At 62.6% G+C, this 20,577-nt stretch carries 22 protein-coding genes and 1 pseudogene; 9 read left to right on the forward strand and 14 right to left on the reverse strand.

What is annotated here, in order from left to right:
- Positions 1-3 precede the first annotated feature (3 nt).
- Entirely contained in the window at positions 4-537 is a 534-nt protein-coding gene (locus RHP75_RS20765; protein WP_311089846.1) for a zf-TFIIB domain-containing protein, read from the reverse strand.
- A 387-nt stretch (positions 538-924) separates the two neighbouring features.
- Between RHP75_RS20765 and RHP75_RS20770 the strand changes: the two genes are divergently transcribed.
- A complete protein-coding gene (locus RHP75_RS20770; protein WP_311089847.1) occupies positions 925-1,329 on the forward strand; it encodes a DUF3301 domain-containing protein in 405 nt (134 codons plus the stop codon).
- Positions 1,330-1,369: 40 nt separating this feature from the next.
- Here the strand turns inward: RHP75_RS20770 and RHP75_RS20775 are convergent, their stop codons facing one another.
- Genes RHP75_RS20775 through RHP75_RS20785 form a run of 3 tightly spaced genes read right to left on the reverse strand, consistent with a single transcriptional unit; the run spans position 1,370 to position 3,647 of the window.
- Positions 1,370-1,711 (reverse strand): hypothetical protein, encoded by a 342-nt coding sequence (locus tag RHP75_RS20775; RefSeq protein WP_311089848.1) that lies wholly within the window; start codon positions 1,709-1,711, stop codon positions 1,370-1,372.
- A gap of 35 nt (positions 1,712-1,746) precedes the next feature.
- Positions 1,747-2,625: an alpha/beta hydrolase gene (locus tag RHP75_RS20780; protein ID WP_311089849.1), complete on the reverse strand. Its 879-nt coding sequence runs from the start codon at positions 2,623-2,625 to the stop codon at positions 1,747-1,749.
- Positions 2,626-2,681: 56 nt separating this feature from the next.
- Positions 2,682-3,647 (reverse strand): CobW-like GTP-binding protein, encoded by a 966-nt coding sequence (locus tag RHP75_RS20785; protein ID WP_311089850.1) that lies wholly within the window; start codon positions 3,645-3,647, stop codon positions 2,682-2,684.
- A 108-nt stretch (positions 3,648-3,755) separates the two neighbouring features.
- Here RHP75_RS20785 and RHP75_RS20790 point away from each other — a divergent pair, with 108 nt between their 5' ends.
- A complete protein-coding gene (locus tag RHP75_RS20790; protein ID WP_233683121.1) occupies positions 3,756-4,109 on the forward strand; it encodes an NADH:ubiquinone oxidoreductase in 354 nt (117 codons plus the stop codon).
- A 214-nt stretch (positions 4,110-4,323) separates the two neighbouring features.
- Here RHP75_RS20790 and RHP75_RS20795 read toward each other — a convergent pair whose 3' ends face one another.
- From RHP75_RS20795 to dksA, 3 genes are read right to left on the reverse strand one after another with little or no spacing between them, the layout of a single operon-like run.
- Positions 4,324-4,968, reverse strand: a complete 645-nt coding sequence (locus tag RHP75_RS20795; protein WP_311089851.1) for a DUF1826 domain-containing protein — start codon at positions 4,966-4,968, stop codon at positions 4,324-4,326.
- Positions 4,968-6,173 (reverse strand): zinc metallochaperone GTPase ZigA, encoded by a 1,206-nt coding sequence (gene zigA / locus RHP75_RS20800; protein ID WP_311089852.1) that lies wholly within the window; start codon positions 6,171-6,173, stop codon positions 4,968-4,970. Before zigA ends, RHP75_RS20795 begins: the two co-directional genes overlap by 1 nt.
- A 4-nt stretch (positions 6,174-6,177) precedes the next feature.
- On the reverse strand, positions 6,178-6,606 hold the full coding sequence (gene dksA / locus RHP75_RS20805) for an RNA polymerase-binding protein DksA (protein ID WP_311089853.1): 429 nt from the start codon (positions 6,604-6,606) through the stop codon (positions 6,178-6,180).
- 76 nt (positions 6,607-6,682) lie between these two features.
- Here dksA and folE2 point away from each other — a divergent pair, with 76 nt between their 5' ends.
- The 3 genes from folE2 to RHP75_RS20820 all read left to right on the forward strand — a co-directional run bounded on the left by folE2 (position 6,683) and on the right by RHP75_RS20820 (position 8,363).
- The gene (gene folE2, locus RHP75_RS20810) at positions 6,683-7,573 is read left to right on the forward strand and encodes a GTP cyclohydrolase FolE2 (protein WP_311089854.1); all 891 of its coding nucleotides are present in this window, start codon (positions 6,683-6,685) and stop codon (positions 7,571-7,573) included.
- Between the two features lie 62 nt (positions 7,574-7,635).
- A complete protein-coding gene (locus RHP75_RS20815; protein WP_311089855.1) occupies positions 7,636-8,130 on the forward strand; it encodes a GNAT family N-acetyltransferase in 495 nt (164 codons plus the stop codon).
- A complete protein-coding gene (locus RHP75_RS20820) occupies positions 8,127-8,363 on the forward strand; it encodes a hypothetical protein (RefSeq protein ID WP_311089856.1) in 237 nt (78 codons plus the stop codon). Before RHP75_RS20815 ends, RHP75_RS20820 begins: the two co-directional genes overlap by 4 nt.
- Positions 8,364-8,558: 195 nt before the next feature.
- Here the strand turns inward: RHP75_RS20820 and RHP75_RS20825 are convergent, their stop codons facing one another.
- Both RHP75_RS20825 and RHP75_RS20830 read right to left on the reverse strand, forming a co-directional pair.
- Entirely contained in the window at positions 8,559-10,487 is a 1,929-nt protein-coding gene (locus tag RHP75_RS20825; protein ID WP_311089857.1) for a DUF2207 domain-containing protein, read from the reverse strand.
- Position 10,488: 1 nt separating this feature from the next.
- Entirely contained in the window at positions 10,489-11,055 is a 567-nt protein-coding gene (locus RHP75_RS20830) for a LemA family protein (RefSeq protein ID WP_311089858.1), read from the reverse strand.
- A 165-nt stretch (positions 11,056-11,220) separates the two neighbouring features.
- Between RHP75_RS20830 and RHP75_RS20835 the strand changes: the two genes are divergently transcribed.
- From RHP75_RS20835 to RHP75_RS20845, 3 genes and pseudogenes are all read left to right on the forward strand, one after another.
- Positions 11,221-13,095: a DUF294 nucleotidyltransferase-like domain-containing protein gene (locus RHP75_RS20835; RefSeq protein ID WP_311089859.1), complete on the forward strand. Its 1,875-nt coding sequence runs from the start codon at positions 11,221-11,223 to the stop codon at positions 13,093-13,095.
- Entirely contained in the window at positions 13,092-13,796 is a 705-nt protein-coding gene (locus tag RHP75_RS20840; protein ID WP_311089860.1) for a 3'-5' exonuclease, read from the forward strand. The genes RHP75_RS20835 and RHP75_RS20840 overlap by 4 nt, the downstream gene beginning before the upstream one ends.
- A gap of 109 nt (positions 13,797-13,905) precedes the next feature.
- Positions 13,906-14,117: pseudogene (locus RHP75_RS20845) on the forward strand (DUF6434 domain-containing protein).
- A gap of 102 nt (positions 14,118-14,219) precedes the next feature.
- On the opposite strand, the gene RHP75_RS20850 reads toward RHP75_RS20845, so the two are convergent.
- Positions 14,220-15,887, reverse strand: coding sequence for a BCCT family transporter (locus tag RHP75_RS20850; protein ID WP_311089861.1), 1,668 nt, complete (start codon positions 15,885-15,887; stop codon positions 14,220-14,222).
- 273 nt (positions 15,888-16,160) lie between these two features.
- On the opposite strand from RHP75_RS20850, the gene RHP75_RS20855 reads away from it, so the two are divergent.
- Entirely contained in the window at positions 16,161-16,907 is a 747-nt protein-coding gene (locus RHP75_RS20855; RefSeq protein WP_311089862.1) for a hypothetical protein, read from the forward strand.
- A 14-nt stretch (positions 16,908-16,921) separates the two neighbouring features.
- Here RHP75_RS20855 and RHP75_RS20860 read toward each other — a convergent pair whose 3' ends face one another.
- From RHP75_RS20860 to RHP75_RS20875, 4 genes are all read right to left on the reverse strand, one after another.
- Positions 16,922-17,437 (reverse strand): DUF3617 domain-containing protein, encoded by a 516-nt coding sequence (locus RHP75_RS20860; RefSeq protein ID WP_311089864.1) that lies wholly within the window; start codon positions 17,435-17,437, stop codon positions 16,922-16,924.
- 46 nt (positions 17,438-17,483) lie between these two features.
- Positions 17,484-17,984 carry a GNAT family N-acetyltransferase gene (locus tag RHP75_RS20865; protein ID WP_311089865.1) on the reverse strand — a complete coding sequence of 167 codons (501 nt, stop codon included), beginning with the start codon at positions 17,982-17,984 and terminating at the stop codon, positions 17,484-17,486.
- Between the two features lie 131 nt (positions 17,985-18,115).
- Positions 18,116-18,538: a DUF1850 domain-containing protein gene (locus RHP75_RS20870; protein WP_090250993.1), complete on the reverse strand. Its 423-nt coding sequence runs from the start codon at positions 18,536-18,538 to the stop codon at positions 18,116-18,118.
- Positions 18,535-20,562 (reverse strand): TRAP transporter permease, encoded by a 2,028-nt coding sequence (locus RHP75_RS20875; protein WP_311089866.1) that lies wholly within the window; start codon positions 20,560-20,562, stop codon positions 18,535-18,537. The genes RHP75_RS20870 and RHP75_RS20875 overlap by 4 nt, the downstream gene beginning before the upstream one ends.
- Positions 20,563-20,577: the final 15 nt, after the last annotated feature.

Here is a 20,577-nt window from a genome sequence, read left to right on the forward strand (position 1 = left end):
CGGTCACTCGTGCCCGATATAGAACAACAGCTCGCGCCGCTGTGGGTGATCCTTCAGCCAGCTTCGAATATCGTCCGCACGGGCAATGGCTTCATCGCCGACCAGGCGGGCGAAGCGTTGCCGCCGCGCCTCCTCGGAGGCTTGCTGGCGTACCTTGCGTTGCCAGGCTTCGGTGAAGATGCTCGGCATCTTGTGGCTGAGTTCCAGCGCCTTGAGCAACTGCCATTCGCCATTATCCAACCAGGCCTCATCACAGCTGCTGCAAACATCCAGGCGGTTACCGAGGGTGCCGCTTATCTGGAATTTGCTCATCAATTTGGCGCATTTGGGGCAGCTCAGAGCCTGCTGGCTCTCGCTGGCCGCCTCAACGGCAACCTGCGCCTGCGGCTCATCATTCTGTGGCTGACGCTCAGCCCAGTCGCGGTAATACAACAAGGCCACCAGCGCGCCAGAGCACTGCGGGCAGCCGTGGGCCAGCAGGCCGTCATCCAGCTTGGTGGGTTGCAACGGGGAGGTACGGCAGGCAGGACACTGCATGGGAAATTCCTTTTCGGGTGGGCGTGCGCGGACGCTAGGGTCTGTTGCCGTTTCGTCGCGAGCCGCGTTGCTGCGTAAAATCTCGCCAGGCTAGGCGGAGGACGCAGGTAATGGTTGTTCCCTTGCCAAGTCCTCCAACACCGCATGGCGAGATTTTGCGCGCAACCCGTAGGGACGGGCCTGTTTTAGCGCGATGCTGCGTTTCTCGACACTCATTTGGGACAACCAAACTTCGTGTCTCGTGCCTTGCCTCGCGCTAAAACAGGCTCCGGCGCGGCCGCGAACGAAACGGCAACAGACCCTAAAGCAACTGCTTAACGGCGACAAGTCCGGCACCAAGAACTGTGCGGCAATCGGTTAAGCTCTGCACTCTGCCGCGGAGCCACCATGATCGACCTCTTCGATGTATTTCTGCTGATGCTGTTCGCCACCGCCTGCGCCTGGCTATGGCATGCCCATGGCCTGCGTGAGCGCGCGTTGACCCTGGTGCAGCAGCACTGCGCCAAGGCTGATGTGGAGTTGCTCGATGGCAATGTTGCCCTGCGCCGGCTCGCCCTGTTGCCCGATGCTCGTGGACGCAAGCGTCTGGCGCGGGTGTATGGCTTCGAATTCACGGTAACCGGTGAGCAGCGTCATGCCGGCAGCATCGTGATGTTCGGCAAGCAGGTGGGGCGTATCGAACTGGCGGCCCACCCCTTCCGCGAACCGCCGGCAGACAGTGCCCAGGTGATTGAAATGGCACAGTGGCGCAACCAGCGCCATTTGCCCGACGACAGCAGCCCGCACCAGTAAAAACACCGCCCCACTCGCCATAAGCGGCACTGCCAAAGCGCTAAATCGAACCGCCCGCAGGTGGCTCGGCCAAGTACCCGAGAATCTGCTGCCATTCACTCTGGCAGCCGTAGGTCATCGGCCAGCGCAACAACCGGCATTTGCAGCGATGCCAGCGCCCACGCTGCTGGTTGCGCCGGCAACCGGCGAGCAACCACTGCGAATCGAAGCCGCCCCACACACCGGTAAAGTTCCAGTGATTGAGCCAGACCACGGGGGCCACTTCATACAACCAGATTGCCTCCAGCTGCGCCCTGCTCAGGCCGCTACGCCGCAATACATCAGCAATCCCTGCCAGCCAGCGCTGATCCAGCTCGGTATCCAGCCACAGGTCGGACAACATCAACCAGACGTCCTCCCGAGTAGCGGCCTGCATGCTCAGCCACGCTGCAGCAGAAAGTCGCTAACGCGCGCTGCAGCGGCCTCTGGCTGCTCCTGCATAAAACAGTGCCCACCGGGCACCACATGGCCGCTGACATGCCCATTGCTGGCGCACCAACGGGCCACCGACTTGGCCACAAAGGGATAGCTGCGCTCGCCATAGAGCACCTGGGTCGGGGTAGAGACTTTGCCCAGCGACGGCCACAGACGCTTGGGGAATGAGCTGAAAATATCCGCCTCGCGACTCGGCCGGCAGCGCAGCTCGGCGCCTTTGTCGCTGTCCTTCAAGGCATGCTGGATATAGGCAGCAAAGGCCTCTTCGGTCCAGCCGCGAAACATCCCACGGCCATGCAGTGCCGCGTGGGCGGCGGCGCGGTCCGGCCAGCTGCTGCGGCGCTTGAGCGCCTTGCTGGCCAGGGTGGTACGCCGGCTCAAGCCCACCACATCGGACAACGCCATCACCCCGATCATCGCCGGGCTGAACAGCACCGGATCGAGCAAAACCGCACGCTGGAATAGCGCTGGATGACGCGCCAGGATCAGGCTAGTCAGTACCCCGCCAAAGCTGTGGCCCAGCGCATAGACAGGGACATCGGCAAAGCGCTCACGCCCAGCGGTAAATGCTTCAACTGCCAGTTCGGCGCTGCGGTTCCAGCCATGAAAGCGTCCGCCGTGATCGCTCTCACCATGACCCTGCACATCGCACAGCCACAGATCAAAATCCTCGGCCAACAGCGCCAACATCGGCGTATACACCCGCCCGCAATAGCCGTTGCCATGCAGAAAGTGCAGCACGGGTTTACCCGTAGGCGGCGTATACCAGCCACGCAGGGTGAAACCGGCGCTGCTGTCGTGGGACCAGGGTTGGAGGTGCATGGGCGTGATCCAGAGAAAAGTAGCCGCAGTTTATCAACACCCGGCAGCCGTTCGCCTCAGGCTAATCGGCACTGGGCGAACCCCGCTTGCAGAGTGGCGATGTCTTGCGCCTCACTGAAGATCAACTCCAGCCGCGAGTCCTTGCGCCATTCGCTGTTTTGCCAGTGCAGGGCCTGGCCATTGAGAGCGTTGGCGGACAGCCAGCCGGCGTTGGTGTGCAGCACCAACTTGGCGCGGCGCCAGGGCAGCCCACTCAGCCACTGCTGCACGCGCAACAGCTCGAACTGCTGACTGGGGTGCCAGCGCCAGCCGATGCTCCAGCCTTCGGCCTGCTGTTGCACCTGGCAGATCGGCTCGCGTGGACTGCGCCACAGTAGCGGCAGCGGCGCGCTGCCACTGGGCAGGTTGTCCAGCGTGCCCGCGCTCTCGGCCTGGGCGCTAAAACCGGGCAGTTCTGCCAGTGGCAATGCACCCTGGCGGGTCCAGTAAATCGGTCGCGCGGGCAGTTGCAGCTGAATGCGCGCCTGGGTAGCCTCATCCAGCCCTTCGGCCTTGTTCAACAGCAGCAGCCCGGCGTGGCCAAGCGTCGCCTGCTGACTCTCTGGCAGCGCAACACCGGCGGCCAAAGCCTGAGCATCCAGCACCAGCAACGGCTCCTGCACCGCCAACACGCCAGCCCAGGGCGCTTCGCGCAGCTGTTCGAGCAATACCAGCGGATGGCCGAGGCCGGACGGCTCGATCAGCAGGCGGTCCGGTTTGGCCTTGCGCAACAGCCGGCTAAGCCCAACCTGAAACGGCACGCCGTTAACGCAGCACAGGCAGCCACCCGCCACTTCACCGAGGGCCACTCCGTCGTCGTCGGTGGTCAGCAGCGCGGCATCCAGGCCGATCAGGCCGAATTCATTGATCAGCACCGCCCAGCGCTCATGCGCCGGGCGCTGCGCCAGCAGGTGGCGAATCAGGCTGGTCTTACCGGCACCGAGCGGCCCGGCGATCAGATGAGTGGGGATATTTTTCAGCATGGGCCTATGGTGCGGGTTTGCCGGCCCAGGGAGAACCCCGATCCAGAGCGCAGACTGAATAAAAGCTGCATGCTAGAGTCGCCGGCATATTTTTTGGGGGATCGGTCGATGCGTGTTTTTCTGTTGCTGAGCCTGTTTACACTGTCCGGCCTGGCCTGGGGTGAAGCCTGTGTGGTGCATAGCCAGGCCGAGCGCCTAGATGTGAAGGTCTGCCAGCAGAACCGCAGCATCCCGCCCAACCTGTTCCGCACCGGTTTCTGCCAGCCGCAGCTGCAGGGTCAGAAGGTCGAGGTGGAGTTTGTCGAGCAGTGCCCGATGGGCGCCTTTGGCGTATGCCGCAACGCCACGGTAGGCGGCACGCCTTACCAGCAGGATGTGCACTATTACGGCGTCGCCACGGATGCCACCTACCTCAAGCCCTTCTGCGAAAAGCAGAGCAAGGGTGTGTGGATGGCGCGCTAACCGGCCGTTGAAAAACGTTAGCCAGGCAGCCTGTTTTTAACGCCGCAATGGCAACGTAGGTAGTTTTTCAACAGCCTGCGAGCCGTCATCAAAGCGTAACCCTGTCTATGTTCTAGTGGCCTTGGGTACCTCACCCCTGCATGCCGGGTCACGCGCCGGTGTGCCTTTCTGGTGCTTAAGGCTGCTTTCTCGCAGCCTATTTTTTGCCTGAAATTTAAGCCAGCCAGTCCAGGGTCAGGAGCAATCGCCCCTCACCGGCCGCTGGTTGCGGCGAGCGGTGGATCAAGCCGCCGCCCTCGTTGCCTATCCATTTTTCACCCTTGGCCAGCAGCACATGGCCAGCCTCGGCGCGCTGGATCAGGGCCGGATCGCTCGGTTCAGCGCCAAGGTCGCCCAAGCGGCGGCGCGCCATCACGCCTTCTTCCAGCCACTCACTACCGACCCCGGCGTAGCTGGTAATCAGCCGTACCGGCACATGATCAACGTGGAAACGCGGGCACATGGCCTTGTCGAGAATACGCAGGCGCAGGCCGATGCGTTTGGCGTCGAACAGACAGGCGAAGGCGCTGACCAGCCAGCTGACGTCCTGCAAAAAGGCCGCCTGCCCCGGCAAATCGCTGTAGGTATCGACCAGACCGCTCAGGTTCGGCTCACTCTCCGGGCTGGCCAACTCCAGCACGATGGATTGCCCCAGCGGCTCGCCCTGAGCTAACAGGGCGTTGGCAAAATCGCTGATCTGCGCGGGCAGCTGGCGCTGCCAGAGCGCCAGGTTGACCTCATCACGCAGCACCTCACCGAATACATCAATCTGCTCGCTGGCGATCTGCTGCAGCGGCTGGCGCAACACCTGCGCGAGCATCAGGCTGCCTCCTCATGCCAGGGGCCAAACGGGTCGGGCAGTGCACGCCAGGCATCAACACCGAGGGCCATTTCCGCCTCGGTGAGCAGACAGGCATCCAGTTCGGCGGTCAGTCGAGCAAAGTCGATGTTCTGGCCGATAAACACCAGCTCCTGACGGCAGTCACCGGTCTGGGCTTGCCAGTTTTTCATGATCGCCTGCAGGCCCTCCTCATCCTGTGGCCACTGCGCCTTGGGCACAAAGCGCCACCAGCGCCCGGCAAAACCATGGCGCATCAGACCGCCCGCCTGGGACCAGCTGCCGGCTTCCTGATACTTGCTGGCCAGCCAGAAGAAGCCCTTGCTGCGCAGCAGGCGGCCATTGCGCCATTCACGGTTGATAAAGTTGAAGAAGCGCTCTGGATGCAGCGGCCGACGCGCCCGGTAAGCGGTGGAGGCAATGCCGTATTCCTCGGTTTCCGGGATGTGTTCACCGCGCAACTCTTTAAGCCAACCCGGCGCCTGAGCAGCGCGCTCGAAGTCGAAACGACCGGTGTTGAGGATCTTCTCCAGCGGCACAGCGCCCATGGCCATCGGCACGATTTCGGCGTGGGTGTTGAGGCCCTTGAGAATGGCCATCAACTCCTCGCGCTCATGGCTGCTGATCAGGTCGATTTTGCTGATCAGCAGCACATCGGCGAATTCCACCTGTTCGATCAGCAGGTCAGTGATTGAGCGCTCATCCTCTTCACCGAGAGTTTCGCCACGGCTGGCCAGGCTTTCGGCCTCGTGGAAATCGCGCAGAAAATTCACCCCGTCGACCACTGTCACCATGGTGTCCAGGCGCGCCACATCGGCCAGGCTCTGGCCGTCTTCACCGCGGAAGGTGAAGGTCTCGGCCACCGGCAGCGGTTCGCTTATCCCGGTGGATTCGATCAGCAGATAGTCGAAGCGGCCATCACGGGCCAGGCGGCCGACTTCTTCCAGCAGGTCTTCGCGCAGGGTGCAGCAGATGCAGCCGTTGCTCATTTCCACGAGCTTTTCTTCGGCGCGGTTCAGGCTGACATCACGCTGAACTTCGCTGCCATCGATATTGATCTCGCTCATATCGTTGACGATCACCGCCACTTTCAGGCCCTGACGGTTTTTCAGGATGGCGTTGAGCAGGGTGCTTTTACCGGCACCGAGAAAGCCGGACAGCACGGTTACGGGAAGGCGATTGGTCATGGTTTCAGTCTCCATCAACGTGGCGCAGGTGTTTTTCGCGTTGTTCCTGACGCTCTTTGGCTTCGATGCACAGGCTGGCGGTAGGCCGTAGCAGCAGACGCTTGAGGCCGATTGGCTCACCGGTCTCGACACACCAGCCGTATTCGCCGCGAGCCAGGCGGTCGAGCGCTTCATCGATCTTGTCGAGCAGCTTCTTTTCCCGCTCCAGCAGGCGCAGTTGCCACTGGCGCTGCTCTTCGGCGCTGCCAATGTCGGCGGGGTCGCTGCTGGTTTCGCGTTCGCGCAGGGTTTCGAACTCCTCGGCTATACGGTTTTGCAGTTCATCGCGCTGGCTGAGCAGCAGCGTGCGGAAAAACTGCTGTTGCGCGGCGTTCATGTAGTCATCCGCCGGCTGGGCGAGCAGCTCGGCGTGGGTGAGCGGTGTTTCGGTCATCGTCAGGATTCACTGGCTTTGTAATTTACTTGTTATAACATAACACTTAAACCCACAGCCGAGCGGCAGATTTCTGATGAACGCACTGACCTTGCCGGACATAGCCGCGCAAACACCCGACCACACACAGGCGCTGGACTGGGTTGGCATGCAGGGCATCGCGCTGCCAATCAATCTGGCTGGGCAACGCATCAATGCCAGCGCCGATGTCGGGGTTAGCCTGGATGATGGCCATGCGCGCGGCATACATATGTCGCGCCTGTACCTGGCGCTGCATCGGCTGGAACAGCGCGAACTGAGCCCGTCGACGTTGCGAGAGTTGCTGAACGAGTTTCTGCACAGCCATCAGGACCTGTCGCGGCAGGCGTCCATCACCTTGCGCGGCGAGGCCTTGCTCAGCCGCCCGGCACTGGTCAGCCCTCTGGCAGGATGGAAGTCTTACCCCTTCGAAGTGCGTGCACGCCAGGATTCATGGGGGTTTCACGTGGAACTGCAGGTAGAAGTGGCCTATTCCTCGACCTGCCCGTGCTCCGCTGCCCTGGCGCGCCAGCTGATTCAGCAGCGCTTTGTCGAGGACTTCGCCGACCAGCCGCTGGATCACACACAACTGCTAGCCTGGCTCGGCTCACCCCAGGGCATCGTCGCCACGCCACACAGCCAGCGCAGTTTCGCCACTTTGCAGGTGCGCCTGCACAGCGACAGCGCGGAGTTGCCACTGGTTGCACTGATCAATATTGCCGAACAAGCCCTCGGCACCGCCGTGCAGACGGCGGTAAAGCGCGCCGACGAGCAGGCCTTCGCCTTGGCCAACGGGCAAAACCTGATGTTCTGCGAAGACGCCGCCCGCCGCCTGCACAGCGCCTTGCGCGAACAGCCTGCGTTCCGCGCCTTCCAGCTGCGCGTGGTACACGCAGAAAGCCTGCACGTCCACGATGCTGTTGCCGCCAGCACTTGGAACTGGCGCTGAAGCGATTTACCTAGCGCATACGCGGCGCTAACCTGCCGGGCGAACCCTTGCAGACCACTCCGATGACAACCCAGCCGTCCGCCGCGTTCAATTTACGGGCCTACCAGCCTCAGGATCTATCCGCCCTGGTCGCCCTGTTTCAGGCATCGGTCAGCCAGTTGACCACCCAGCACTACGACACAGCGCAGCGACAAGCCTGGTCTCCCGAGGTCGCGGACATGCTTGCCTGGCAAACACGTTTTGCCCAACTTGAGTTACTTATCGCCGAAGATGGCTGCGCTATAGCCGGCTTTATCGGCTTTAGTCTGGATGGGCATATCGACCTGCTGTACTGCGCGCCCAGCCATGCCCGTCAAGGTGTCGCCAGCGCCTTGTATGCCGCTGCCGAGCAACGCTTGCGCGCAGCGGGGGTGCGCGAGCTGTTTACCGAGGCAAGTCTGGTGGCCCAAGCGTTTTTTGCCGCACAGGGATTTTCTGTGCAGCAGGCACAGACGGTGACGCGCGGCGCTGCTATGTTGCCGCGCATGCTGATGGGCAAAACGCTGGAGCGCCGATGAACACCCTGACCATTATCGTGCTGAGCGCCGTGGTACTGGCCGCCTGCGCCCTGGCGCTGTGGAGCTGGTTTAACCAGCGCAAGCTGGAAAAGCTCGATGAGCGGATCAACCGGCAGAGCGAACTGATCGCGCAACTCGACAGCGTGCTGGAAAACCCGCAGCTCAGCGAAGCCGAGCAGTTGGCGAAAAGCGAAGCCTTGCTGGCCAAACTGCAGGAAACCCGCAAGCCCTAGGGTTGTGACAGGGTTCAACTGTCACAACCCTGTAGGAACCGCGGGGATGCCTAATCCATGCGTGCGAATCGCGGGCATGGCCCGCTCCTACAAGCCGATGGCCGAACCAGCCTTGGCCGCGATGTTGTTGGATTGACTGTGATCGCGGGCAATAACTGGGCGTCCCCCCCGCTCCTACAAAAGCTGAACCGCGCCCTACCAACCGCCGCCGCCACCGCCACCGCCGCCGCCACCTGACGAACCACCGCCGGATGAACCGCCCCCACCTGACGAGCTGCTCGACGGTGGCGATGAAGCCAGTGCCGTGGCGCTGCTCAGGCCAGCAGCCAGAGCGGCGCTCATCGCCAGTGGTGTGCTGAATGAGCTGCGGCTGTGGTACCAGTCCGGTTGATAGTCACGCTGCGCCGGGTCGATCAGGCCATTGGCCAACGCCGTACTGAAGCGCGCGCTCCACTTGTCCTCCACGCCCAGGGCCATGGCGTAAGGCAGGTGCTTTTCGTACAACGCAATGCTCATCGCCGGGGCATTGCCGGCCAGGGCCAGTGCCTCACTTTCCGCCAGTTGCAGGTAGTCGCGATAGCCTTCCAGCTGATCGAGCAAACGCCGCCCTTCAACCGATGGCGCCGGCAACAGGTAATAGAACAGCACCACCACCAGCACATACACGCAAAGCAGCAGCAAGGCCGGCACCGACGCCGCATCACTGAGCATCCACAAGCCAATCGGCACTGGCCAGACAAACATCAACCCCGCCAGGCCCAGGCCGATCTGCTTGCCCAAACTGGGCTGATTCCAGGCCATGTACAGCACAAACAACGACGGCACGCCAAAGCCCAGGGTGAACACCACACCGGCCAGGCCGACAGCCACATCGTCCTCGTTACGCGCGCCGGTCAGCACCATTACCAGGCAGCCGACCACCGCCCACACCAGCCCCCAGGTCCAGATGCCACGGTTATTGCTGAACCAGGCCTTGCCCTCGGTTTGCAGCTGGGTTTTCAGCCCAGCCACGGCATCGGCCAGGCGCGGCTCGTAGTCGCTGCCAATCTCCAGGGCGATACCTTCCTTGTTGGCCGGAAACAGGCGCTTGCGCAGCTCGCGATCAGCCTCACTGAAGTCAGCGCGCTCACCCGTGCCGCGGGCCAGGCTAAAACCGCCACCGCGCGGTTTGTCTTCGAGGTGCAGATGCTTGCGGATAGCCATATCGGTGAGCCACACACTGAACGCCCGCGCATCCTGATACGCGCCCTTGAAACCGCGATGCCAGAGGTAGCCGGCCTGCACCGCGCTCATGCCTTTCGGAGCTTCGAACAGTGGAATGATCAGACCTTTTTCGGGGTCACGGCCGACTCGATCCCAGGTACGCATATAAAAGATCACCAGACCAACCAGCAGCAGCGCGCCCAGGCACAGGCCAAGGTTATCCAACAGCATCGAGCCCAGGCGCTGCATTACACCCGGCCGCGCCACCAGGCCGGCAGGCCAATCCACGGCAACAGTCAGGCCGTGATAGGCCGGCAAGGCTTGGGTGGTGGCCAGACGCAGGGTGTCGTCGCGCTGTTCGAGCACCTCATAGGCTTTGCCCTGATCACCGCCGGCTCCGGTATAGGCGGCCACATCCCCCATCCGCGCACCCGGCGGCAGTTTGACCTCGACCGAGGCCTTGAGAATCGGAAAGACCCACTGATTACCGGTGACGTTCCAGTACAGCTCATCGGTATTGAGGTGGTGCAACAGCTGGCGCTCAACCCGGTAACGCAGTTCGTACTGATAGCGTCCCGGCTGCAGCAGCTGGTTGGCCGAGCCTAGGTAATAGCGCACCCAGCTGCCGTTCTGCTCGACCCGCGCCCGCTCCGCCTGACCATCGCGACTCACCGCAAGCAGGGTGATCGGGCTGCTCTGCAACAGGCCGAGGGGCAAGCTGTAGCTGACCGGCAGATCGCGGTAGATGCCGCGCTTGATCTGCTCACCCTCGGCCTGCACGGTGATCCGCTCGGTCACCAGCAGGTTGCCGTCCGCCTGCACCTGCAGGGTCACGGCAAAGTCTTCAATCACCTCGGCTGCTGCAGCCCACAGCGGCAGCAGGCACAGGCTCAACAGGGCAAAACGCAGCACTCGCAGCATGTCAAAACTCCATTTTTGGCGACTGGGCATCACGCGGGTCATCCAGGCTGAAGTACTCCGCCTGGGTAAAGGCAAAAGGCCGCGCCACCATGTTGCTCGGCACCGACTCCACCAGCACATTCAACTCGCGCACCGCGCCGTTGTAGTAACGCCGGGCCATCTGAATATGCTCCTCGACCTCGGTGATATTGCGTTGCAGGTCGAGAAATTGACCATCGGCCTTGAGCGCCGGGTAATCCTCGATCAAGGCAAACAACTGGCGCAGCTGCGTGCCCAGATGCGCCTCTACCGGGCCCCGCGCACCCGGCGGTGAATCGGCCAGCTGCACCGCACGCATGCGCTCCTGTACCAGCGCCTGCAGGGTGCTCTGCTCGTAGCTCATGTACTGGCGCACACACTCGACCAGTGCCGGAATCAGGCTGGCGCGGCGCTTGAGCTGCACATCGATACCACTCCAGGCCTCGGCCACCCGCGCGCGGTTGAACACCAGGCGGTTGTAGTAATAAATCGCCAAACCAGCGAGCGCCGCCAGCAGCGCCAGCACCACCCAGAATCCCGCCCCTTGCATAGCCACTCCTTGATAAAAACCCGCTGATCGCCTGCGCTATCTGCTTACCACCTCACACCATAGCCGGCGTCGACCGCGCTTGCTGGCACACCCGGTAACGCCAGCAAGGCGGACAGCACCGGACAATCGCCGTATCCTCTAGGGCCAGCCACTGCGAGGCACCCCATGCAGATCGAGTTACTGGAAATCCGCGATCACCTGCAGCGCTTCCCGCCCTTCGATGCGCTGCCCGACGAAAGCCTGGACGCCATCGCCCGGCAGATCGAGGTGGCCTACTTCAAGGCCGGCAGCGACATCCTGCTGTACGGCGCGGCGATTCACGAGCTGCACTATGTACGCAGCGGCGCGGTGGAAATCTACCGACGCAACGGTGCGCTGTACAACCGCCTGAGCGAGGGCGATATCTTCGGCCAGGCCGGCCTGCTGCGCAGCAACAAGGTGCGCTTCCCGGCGCGGGCGATTGAAGACAGCCTGATCTACTTTATCCCCGCCACCCTGTTCGCCCAGCTCTGCGAAGAGCACGACGGCTTTGCCGAGTTCGTCGAGGCCGAAGGCCAGTCGCGGCTGAAATCTGCGGTGGAAAGCCAGGGCCAGGCCAGCGAGCTGATCCAGCTCAAGGTGCGCAAACTGATCTCCCGCCAGGCGGTCAGCGCGGCACCGCACACCACCGTGCAGCAGGCCGCGCAGCTGATGACCGAGCAGAGCGTGTCCTCACTGGTGATCGTCGACGACAGCGCATCTTCGGCCGGCATGGTCGGCATCCTCACCGACCGCGACCTGCGCACCCGCGTGCTCGCCGTTGGGCTGGACAGCGCCACGCCGGTCAGCGAGGTGATGTCGCCAAATCCCATCACCGTTCAGGCGGATGACAGCGTATTCGACGCCATGCTGTGCATGCTCCGCCATAACATCCACTACCTGCCGGTGATGCAGCGGCGTCGGCCGATTGGCCTGATCAACCTCAGCGACATCATCCGCTACGAGTCGCAGAGCAGCCTGTACCTGGTCAACTCGATCTTCAACCAAACGGATGTCGCCGGCCTGCAGAGCCTGCTGGCGGACCTGCGCGGCACCTTCGTGCGCATGGTCAACGAACAGGCCACCGCGCATATGGTCGGCAGCGCCATGGCCGGCATCGGCCGCGCCTTTACCCAGCGCCTGTTGGAGCTGGCCGAACAGCAACTCGGCCCGCCGCCGGTGCCTTACTGCTTTATGGTCGCCGGCTCCATGGCCCGTGATGAACAGCTGCTGGTCACCGATCAGGACAACGCCCTGGTGCTCGATGACCGCTTCGATCCGGCGCAGCACGATGCCTACTTCGCCGCCCTCGCCCAGTTCGTCAGCGACGGCCTGGCCGCCTGCGGTTACAGCTATTGCAAGGGCGGCATAATGGCCAGCAACGCCCAGTGGCGGCAGCCGCTGAGTGTCTGGCGCGACTACTTCCAGCAGTGGATCGACCAACCCAAGCCGCAAACCCTGCTCAACAGCTGCATCTTCTTCGACCTCGACGGCGTGTATGGCGAGGTCGAACTGGTGGAAAACCTCAAAGACCTGCTCGCGCAGAAAGCCAGCAGCAACCCGGCCTTCCTTGCCGCCCTGGCGCGCAACGCCCTCAACCGCACGCCACCGCTGGGCTTCTTCCGCACCTTTGTGATGGAAACCGACGGCCAGCAGAAGCACATCATCAACCTCAAGGGCCGTGGCACCGCGCCGCTCACCGACCTGATCCGCGTGCACGCCCTAGCCTGCGGCAGCAAAGCGCAGAACTCCCTGGAGCGCTTGGACGCCATCGGCAAAACCAAACTGCTGCAGCCCGAAGCCATCAGCCAGCTGCGCTACGCTTTGGAGTTTCTCAGCCTGGTGCGGGTGCGCCACCAAGCCCTGGCCGTGGCCGAAGGGCGCCCGCCGGGCAACTACATCGAACCGGCAACGCTGTCCGCCAGCGAACGGCACACCCTCAAGGAAGCCTTTGGCGTGCTCAGCAACGCGCAGAAATTCCTGCGTTTCCGCTACCCTGCACAACCGGGCAAAACCCTGTGACCGCCACAGCACTGGACTGGGCCGCGCGCTTTGCCGAACTCGCCAGCAGCGCCCGCGACCCACGCCTGCAAGCCTTCTACCGGGCCGGCTGCGTAACCGCCGACACCCCGCTGGAGCAGGTGCCGCTACTGGCCCTGGACGTGGAAACCACCGGCCTGGACGCCAACCAGCACGCCATCGTCAGCCTCGGCCTGCTGCCCTTCAGCCTGCAACGCATCCGCTGCGGCGCAGCACGCTACTGGGTGGTCAAACCGGCCAGCGAGCTGAGCGGCGAATCGGTGACCTTCCACCACATCACCCACTCCGACATCCGCCACGCGCCGCGCTTAGAGCAAATCCTCGACGAGCTGCTGACGGTCATGGCCGGCAAGGTGATGGTGGTGCACTACCGCAACATCGAGCGCAGCTTTCTCGACCAGGCGCTGCGCCAGCAAGTGGGCGAAGGTTTGCAGTTCCCGGTGATCGACACCATGCAGCTGGAGGCGCGCCTGTATCCCAAGCGCCAACCGGGCTGGCTGGGCCGCTTGCTGGGCCGCCAGCCGGTGTCGATCCGTTTGGCTGATACCCGCCTGCGTTACAACCTACCGCTGTACCAGGCGCACCATGCGTTGACCGATGCGCTGGCCACTGCCGAATTGCTGCAGGCGCAGGTGGCGACGCGCTATGCGGCGGATACGCCGGTGGGGGAATTGTGGAGTTGAGGCCGCTACTCGGAATCGACTTGGGCGGCACACACCACCACGCTTGATTTATACGCTGAACAAGCCTTCTAAATAACCCAGCCCGGATTTACGACTTAGAGAACTCAGGATGACTAGTTTCGACTGGCACAGCGACAGAATAACGGCAGAAACACCGATCACTACGACCTATCGAAATACACAGAATGTTCGCCGTTTTTGACGGAAGCTTGCGGCCCAGGTTTCCAATTTAATCGCGCGTTTATGGCGTGGATAAAAGATGGGTCGCCCAAAACAATGGGCGACGTGGCCGCTGAATGGCTGCGGCGCCAGCAGCAGTAGCGAAGAGACAAGCAACACCGTTGTCCGTCGCCGCTGCACCCAAACGCCGGGCATAAAAAAGCGCGCCCAAAGGCGCGCTCTTGTACTACCTGCCAACAGCGGTCAGCGCGGTTCGCTCATCAAGCCTTTGACGATCGACACACAGCCCACCAGCAGCACGATGGTAAACGGCAACCCCGTCGACACCGCCATGGCCTGCAGGGCTACCAGGCCGCCGCCGAGCAGCAGGGCGATGGCGATGATGCCCTCGATCACCACCCAGAACACCCGCTGCGGCACAGGCGCGTTGACCTTGCCGCCGGCGGTGATGGTATCGATCACCAACGAGCCGGAGTCCGACGAGGTGACGAAGAACACGATCACCAGCACGATGCCGATAAACGAGCTGATCTCCGCCAACGGCAGTTCCGCCAGCATGGCAAACAGCTTCAGCTCCAGCGCGGCGTCCTGCACACCGGTAAAGCCATCGCTGACCAGCTGACTGATGCCGGTGCCACCGAAGGCGGTCATCCACAGCACCGACACCAGCGACGGCACCAGCAGCACGGCAATCAGAAACTCACGCACGGTGCGGCCACGGCTGACGCGGGCGATAAACATGCCCACGAACGGCGACCAGCTGATCCACCAGGCCCAGTAGAAGGCCGTCCAGCCTTGGCTGAAGTTGGCGTCTTCACGGCCGACCGGATTGGACAGCGCCGGCAGATGCTGCAGATAAGCGCCGAGGTTGTCGAAGAAGCCGGTGAGGATGGCCAGGGTCGGCCCGGCGATGATCACGAACAGCAGCAACAAAATGGCCAGGCCCATGTTCAGCTCGGACAGGCGTTTGACGCCCTTGTCCAAACCCGCCAGTACCGACACCAGGGCGATGGCGGTGATGCCGATAATCAGCAGTACCTTGCTCGCGTCTGTGGCGGCGATGCCGAACAGTTTGTCCAGGCCGGCAGCTGCCTGTTCCGCACCCAGGCCGAGGGAGGTGGCCAGGCCGAACAGGGTGGCGAACACCGCGAGGATGTCGATGATATGCCCCGGCCAGCCCCACACGCGCTCACCGAGAATCGGATAGAAGATCGAGCGGATCGACAGCGGCAGGCCCTTGTTGAAGGAGAACAGCGCCAGCGCCAGGGCGACTATGGCGTAGATCGCCCAGGGGTGCAGGCCCCAGTGGAAGATGGTCGCGGCCATACCCAAGCGCGCTGCGCCTTCGGCATCACCGGCAGCGCCAGCCAGGGGCGCCCAGTCGGTGCGTAAGCCGTCTTCACCGACGCTGACCCCGCCCATGGCTGCCGAGAAGTGCGACATCGGCTCGGCCACGCCGTAGAACATCAGGCCGATGCCCATACCGGCGGCGAACAGCATGGAGAACCAGCCGACGTAGCTGTAGTCCGCCGTGGCATCCATACCGCCGAGGCGTACCTTACCCAGCGGCGAGACGATCAGGCCGAGGCAGAGCAGTACGAAGATGTTCGCCGAACCGAGGAAGAACCAGGCCAGGTGATGGGTGAGCCAGCCGCGCATGGCGCTGAACAACGGCTCCACCTGGTTTTGCAGGGCCAGGGTCAGCACCACAAACAGCACGATGGTCAGTGCCGAAATGCTGAAAACCTTGCCGTGGATGTCGAGGGAGAAAGAGAACTGCCCTTTGATGTTGTCCTGACCGATGACGTAGTCGGTATCGATCAGATTAGCCTCGCCCGAAGGGGCGGGGATGCCGTCCAGAATTGCCGCTTCTGGTTGCGGGGTCGTGTCAGACGAAGGGTCTTTTTCCATATGGAATGCTCCTTTGGCGTGTGGCACGCATTACGCGCACGAGGACGGATTGCCCTACTCGTACAGCCGCAAAACCGGCGGCTGCGGGGTACAGGGTAACAGCCATAGCTCATTCGTGCAGGCGCAAGGCCAGTATTGGCGGCCATTACGGCCCTTTACCCGGCGGTTTTTTGCACTTTGGGTCAGATTATCTCTGTGGCAAAACTCCCGCTTTGCCGAGCTATTAGCTATGGTTTGGCTAAGGCCTTAGGGTCGCTGTACGAGATGTCGTCCATGAGACTCCTGCTGCCCTTGCTGGCATGCCTGTCATTCCAGCTGCTGTCGTCGGCACAGGCAGAGACCTTCAAGATCGGGGTCGAGCTGCAGCCCTACCTGCCTTACTCCAACGTGCAGGATGGTCAATATCTGGGTTACGGCCGCGACCTGCTCGACGCCTTCGCCACGCACCAGGGCCATGAATTTATCTACCAACCACTGCCGGTGCGGCGCCTGCTTAGCGAATTTCTCAGCAACCGGGTGGATTTCAAATACCCGGACAACCCGCGCTGGAATGGCGACCTGAAACAAGGCCACACCCTGCATTACAGCCAGGCAGCGGCGCCGGCCATCGATGGCGTGCTGGTCAAGCCGCAGTTTCTCGGCAAGGGCACACAGCGCCTGCGCCGCCTCGGCACCCAGCGCGGCTTTACCCCCTGGCCGTACTTGAATGACATCAAGGCCGGCAAGATCCTGCTGATCCAGGCCAACCAGATCGACTCGCTGCTGGCCATGGCCATGAGTGACCGCGTCGACGGCGTTTACCTCAACCCGCAAGTGGTGCGTCATCAGTTCTACAACAGCGCGGAAAACAGCCTGGTGTTCGACCCCAAACTGCCCTATCAGAATGACCACTACTTCCTTTCCAGCATCAACCACCCCAAAGTGATCAAGCAGTTCGACGCCTTCCTCACCAGCCAGGCCGAGCTGGTGCAGACGCTGAAGGAACGCCACGGCATCAGCGACCCGCTTAACGGCCAGTGACTCACCTCAGCGGCTTACTGCGGCTGCAACGTCCCGCAATCCGCCGCCACCCAGCGCGCGTGGCTTTGCATGCTGCTGCTCTGGCCGTCGAAGGTGCCGTTGACCGTTGAAGTGAATTCCTTGTCGCTGACAAAGCGCGTCTCCCCTTCGCCCTGGCCGTTGGGGCAGCTGAAGCGGAATTTCCACAGCTCGTCGCTGCGCTCGGTGACTTCATTGCTGCAGCCGGACTCGGGGTCTTGCATGGGGATCTGCTGGGCTTTGATCTGCGCTTCGCTCATGCAGATGCGCACGCCCTTGTCGCCCAGTTGCACGCCTTGCTGGGCCATCATCTGCTCCATCATTTGCCGTTGCTCGGGCGGCAGGTTTTTCATCTGCTCGAGCATCTGTTCCATCCCCGACACTGCCTGGCCGCCGACCTGCATATTGTTCGAGCTGATTTCCCAGAGGCCGGGCTGGATGTCCACCGCGCTGGCCAGGGCGGGCAACAGGCAGAGGCTGAGTAACAGGGGGTTGCTAAGAACGCGGTGCATAAGCGGCTCCTGAAATAAGTGGGCGACCCTGCAAGCGTAGACCCTCTTAGGACGCGTCCACCTCGACCTCTTCACGGTAGATACGCAGGCCGCGCGCCTGGTAGTTGGCCAGCGCGCTGGGGTGATCCAGGCTGCAGGTATGCACCCAGACCTTGGTGGTGCCGGGCCAGGCCCAGGCAGATTGCAGGGCGTGAGTCAGCAGCGGGCCGCCAAAACCCTGGCCGAAGAAGGCCTCAGCCAGGCCGAAATAGAGAATCTCCACCGCGCCGTCGGCATCGCGCAGCAGCTCGTAATAGCCGGCGATGGCGCCCTGGTGATAGGCCACCCAGGTGCGGTGATTGGGCTGCTCAATCAGTTCGCGCCACTGCGCGTCCGTCCAGCTGAGTTTGTCGGTCCACTGCCAGGGCTCACCAACCAGCTGGTAGAGAAAGCGGTTGAGCTGAAACTGCTTGAGATGGCATTCCACCACGCTCAGGTCAGCCGGCAGCGGCTTGGCGCGGATCTGCTCGGGGTGCTGCATGTCCAGGTAATAGGTGATGGTGCTCATAACATCCTGCTTGTCAGTCAATCGGCTGAAGCTAACCCTTACTGCAAACGAACAAAACCCCCACCGGCTGGGCCAAATGGGGGTTCTCCTCTACAACAACCAGGGCTTGTGGCCCGGGAGCAGACGCCGCCTTAGCCGTCGTCCTGGCCTGCCGCCGAGGCGGCCGGGGAGCTTTGCTCACAGCTCCAGAGTTCCAACGCCGGCTGGGTCGCTTGTGGCGGGCCGAGCCATTCACTCATCGAGTGGCAACGCTGGTTGAAACACAGTTGATAATCCCCTGCCTCGGGGGTTCGCCCCAAACGCAGTGGTTGCAAGGGTGGTAGCTGACGCTGGTAATGCCAGCTGCCCTCGCGCAGTTCGGCGCCGTCTGGAATCTCCATACCGGCCCCGGAACCCTTGACCCGCGCTTCGCCGAGCAGCAATCCCTCAGGCGTCACGCGGTAATCCTCTTCCCAACGAATCTTCTCTATCGTGTGTGTCCAGGCCAGGGTAAAGCTGGGCGTGGGCACTTCTGCCCATACCGCGCCCGCCAAACCCAGGCACAGGCCGATCACGCCGCCGCTACCTGGGCGCGATGCGCACGCCAGAAGTGCTGGGCGATAAACAGCGCAGCCAGGGCGAAGCCGATCTCGTCACTCATCGGTGTCGCCAGGATCAGGCTGGCACCGGCAGCAAAGCCCAGCGCGCGCTCCCACCAGCTCAGTTTGGCCTGCAGGTAACCGGTAAACACCACTCCCCAGATGCCGATGGCCAGCAGTGCCTTGAGCACCACATAAAGGGTGGCCAACAGACTGTCGCCCTGCAGCATCAGCGCCGGCTCATAGACCGCCATAAACGGCACCACAAACCCGGCCACGGCGATGCGAATCGCCCACAGGCTGATCTTCAGGCCGCTTTCCTTGGCAATCGGTGCGGCTGCGAAACAGGCCAGCGCCACCGGCGGCGTAAGGTCGGCCATGATGCCGAAATAGAACACGAACATGTGTGACACGATCAGCGGCACGCCCAGCTCCAGCAGCGCCGGCGCAGCAATCGAACTGGTGATGATGTAGTTGGGAATGGTCGGGATGCCCATGCCCAGCACCAGGCAGGTGAGCATGGTCAGCACCAGCGAGAGGAACAGGTTGTCCTGGCCGATGGCGAGGATGTAGCCGGCAAAAGTCGAAGCCACCCCGGTCAGCGAGACCACGCCGATAATTACCCCCACCAGGGCGCAGGCAATGCCCACCGGCACGGCATGGCGTGCGCCTTCCACCAGCGCATGCAGGCAGATCACCAGGGTGTCGCGGCCGCCTTTGATAAACCAGCACACCGCCACCAATAGCGCGACGACGCCAAACACCACACCGATACCGAGCTGGAAGAAGCCGGCGCAGAGCACGCCCAGGGCAATCCAGAAGGCAAAGCGCATGACCTTGGACGACACCCGCAGGATGATCGCCGAGCCGAGAATCACGATGGCGGTCAGGGCCAGGCCGACCATGCCGGAGAACAGCGGCGTGCGTCCGGAGAACAGCAGGTAGATGAGGATGAACAGCGGAATCAGCAGATACCAGCGCTCTTTGATCGCCGTCCAAGGATTCGGGCACTGGTCTTTCGGCAGCCCCTGCAGGTTGGCGCGCTTGGCTTCCAGGTGAACCATCCAGAACACCGAACCGAAATACAGCAGCGCCGGAATCAACGCGGCCTTGGCCACCTCGAAGAACGGCACGTTAATCGTCTCGGCCATGATAAAGGCCACCGCACCCATGATCGGCGGCATGATCTGGCTGCCCATCGACGAGGTCGCTTCCACGCCACCGGCAAACGCCGGCTTGTAGCCGAAACGCTTCATCAGCGGGATGGTGAACTGGCCGGTGGTGACCACGTTGGCCACGCCCGAACCGGTGATGGTGCCCATCAGCGCCGACGACACCACCGACACCTTGGCCGGGCCGCCGAGTTTGTGGCCGAACAGGCCCATGGCGAAATCGGTGAACAGCTTGATCATCCCGGCCTGTTCGAGGAACGCGCCGAACAGGATAAACAGGAAGATATAGGTGGCCGATACATAGGTCGGCGTGCCGTACAGCCCCTCGGTGCCGAAGGCCAGCTGGTTAACGATCTGGTCGATGGCATAGCCACGGTGCATCAGGTCGCCCGGCAGGTACTGGCCGAACAGGCCGTAGGCGAGAAACAGCGCGCAGATCAGCGGCAGGGCAATGCCCATCACCCGCCGAGCGGCTTCAAACACCAGCACGATCAGCACCAGGCCGACGACCATGTCGCTCTGGGTCAGATCACCGGAACGCTGAATCAGATCGGCTTCGAAATACCACTGGTAAAACGCCGTGGCCATGCCGGCCATGCCCAGTAGCCAGGCCAGCGGCTGCCAAGGCTGCTCCTTGCCACGGGCGGGAAAACAGAGAAACACCACCAGCAGCAGAAAGCCCACATGCACGGCACGCAGAATCTGGCTGGATACCGGGTGGAAGGCCGCGGTGATGATCTGGAAGATGGAGAACAGCAGCGCGACATAAAACAGCGCTTTCGGCCAATCGCTGGGGTTGGCGGCGAGGCCTTGGTTTTGCTCACTCATGAAGGTCACACCCTC

It is taken from the genome of Pseudomonas sp. SG20056, from assembly GCF_031764535.1.
Lineage (GTDB): Bacteria > Pseudomonadota > Gammaproteobacteria > Pseudomonadales > Pseudomonadaceae > Aquipseudomonas.